This is a genomic window from Arhodomonas sp. KWT (genome assembly GCF_010993615.1).
Window position 1 is genome coordinate 1 of the sequence record NZ_WNXE01000418.1, and the last position, 1,517, is coordinate 1,517.

Annotated in this window: 2 protein-coding genes and 1 pseudogene; 2 read left to right on the forward strand and 1 reads right to left on the reverse strand. The window is 71.8% G+C overall.

Annotation, left to right across the window (positions count from 1 at the left end; genetic code table 11):
* The first annotated feature begins 120 nt into the window (after positions 1-120).
* Together G7A99_RS19500 and G7A99_RS19505 are read left to right on the forward strand one after the other, a co-directional pair.
* The gene (locus tag G7A99_RS19500; RefSeq protein ID WP_163143358.1) at positions 121-894 is read left to right on the forward strand and encodes an SDR family oxidoreductase; all 774 of its coding nucleotides are present in this window, start codon (positions 121-123) and stop codon (positions 892-894) included.
* Positions 891-1,322 (forward strand): nuclear transport factor 2 family protein, encoded by a 432-nt coding sequence (locus G7A99_RS19505; RefSeq protein ID WP_018716458.1) that lies wholly within the window; start codon positions 891-893, stop codon positions 1,320-1,322. Before G7A99_RS19500 ends, G7A99_RS19505 begins: the two co-directional genes overlap by 4 nt.
* Positions 1,323-1,331: 9 nt before the next feature.
* Here G7A99_RS19505 and G7A99_RS19510 read toward each other — a convergent pair.
* A pseudogene (locus tag G7A99_RS19510) lies at positions 1,332-1,517 on the reverse strand (MFS transporter); the annotation flags it as partial.

Sequence of the window (1,517 nt, forward strand, 5' to 3'; positions counted from 1 at the left end):
GTGCCCCCTGGATGACGCACCCGATTGTACAATAATATTGTACAACATCATCCCGGTGCCATGCCGGACCGCGACCGGCATCGCCGGCCACTGTCCGCGCCGAGCGAACACGAGGTTGCCATGCCGAACCAGACAGACCGGCCCGGAGACGGCCGCCTGGCCCTGATCACCGGTGCCAGCAGCGGTATCGGCGAGGCCCTGGCCGTGCGCCTGGCCGCCCACGGCTGGCGGGTGGTGGCCGCGGCCCGGCGCCGGGCCGCGCTGGAGGCCCTTGCGGAACGGGCGTCCGGTCCGGGGCGGATCATCCCCCAGGTCCTGGACGTCACCGACGCCGATGCCTTCGCCGCGCTGGTGACCACCGTGGAGGCCGATCATGGCGAGATCGACACAGTGATCCTCAACGCCGGCGACTACGAGCCCGTGCGTCTGGACGAGCTCGATCCGGCGGTATTCGAGCGCCTGATCCGGGTCAACTACCTGGGCACGGTCAACGGTCTCGCCGCCTGTCTGCCGGCGATGCGCCGCCGGGGGCGCGGTCAGGTGCTGGTGATGGGCAGTCTCTCGGCCTACCGCGGTCTGCCCCGGGCCGCCGCCTACGGCTCCACCAAGGCGGCGGTGCTGAGCCTCGCCGAGTCGCTGCGGCCCGAGGCGGAGCGTGCCGGGATCGCGCTGCGCGTGGTCAGTCCCGGCTTCGTGAAGAGCCGGCTCACGGAGCGCAATGACTTCCGCATGCCCCAGCTCATGGACCCCGCCGATGCCGCGGCGGCGATCCATGCCGGTATCGACGGTAACGGCTTCGAGGTGTTCTTCCCGAGGCGGCTCGGGTGGACGCTCAAGCTCCTGAGGCTGCTGCCCTACCGGCTGTACTTCGCGCTGATGCGGAGGCTGGCGTGAACGCCCCGGAGTACGCGGCGTTCTTCGCCGCGCTCACGCCGGCGGACCTGACACGTTTCGAGTCCGTATTCACCGACGACGCCCGTTTCGTCGATCCGTTCAACGACGTCCGCGGGGTCGCCGCGGTCCGCGGGGTATTCGAGCACATGTTCCGGGTCTGCGAGGGGGTGCGCTTCGAGATCACCGAGATCGTCGGCGATGCCGACGTGGCCTACCTGCGCTGGCGCGGCCACCTCGTGCTCAACGGGGGCCGGGCGCTACCGCCCATCGACGGCGTCTCGCGGGTGCGTTTCGCCGCCGACGGCCGGGTGGCCGAGCACGTGGACTACTGGGACGCCGCCGGCCAGCTCTACGCCCGCCTGCCGGTGCTCGGGGCACTCATGCGCTGGCTGCGCCGGCGCCTGAGTGCGCCCGTCACGCCCCCCTGAACCCGGCGCTCATGTCCCCCGCGCGGCGGGCGCCGTACCAGCACGTAGTGCCTCGTGGGCGGCCCGGTCCAGCGGGAAGCGCCAGACCAGCGCGGTAGCGGCGAGCTTGAACGGTATCGGCGCGGCGCCGTAGAACAGCGCCAGCGCGAGGCCGTCCCCGGAGGCGGGCGCCGCCGGATCGAATCCCAGCGCCGC